Here is a 208-nt window from a genome sequence, read left to right on the forward strand (position 1 = left end):
CGCTACTCATACCGGCATTCTCACTTCTAAGCGCTCCACCAGTCCTTCCGGTCTGACTTCACTGCACTTAGAACGCTCCCCTACCACTGATACCATCGGTATCAATTCGCAGCTTCGGTGGTGTATTTAGCCCCGGTACATTTTCGGCGCAGAGTCACTCGACTAGTGAGCTATTACGCACTCTTTAAATGGTGGCTGCTTCTAAGCC

At 51.4% G+C, this 208-nt stretch carries 1 rRNA gene; it reads right to left on the reverse strand.

Annotated elements, in window-relative coordinates:
• Positions 1 to 208, reverse strand: a 23S ribosomal RNA gene (locus tag MR160_RS34735); the annotation flags it as partial.

Origin of the sequence: Bacillus cereus group sp. BfR-BA-01382 (assembly GCF_022663475.1) — a bacterium.
Classification (GTDB): Bacteria; Bacillota; Bacilli; order Bacillales; family Bacillaceae_G; genus Bacillus_A; species Bacillus_A thuringiensis_S.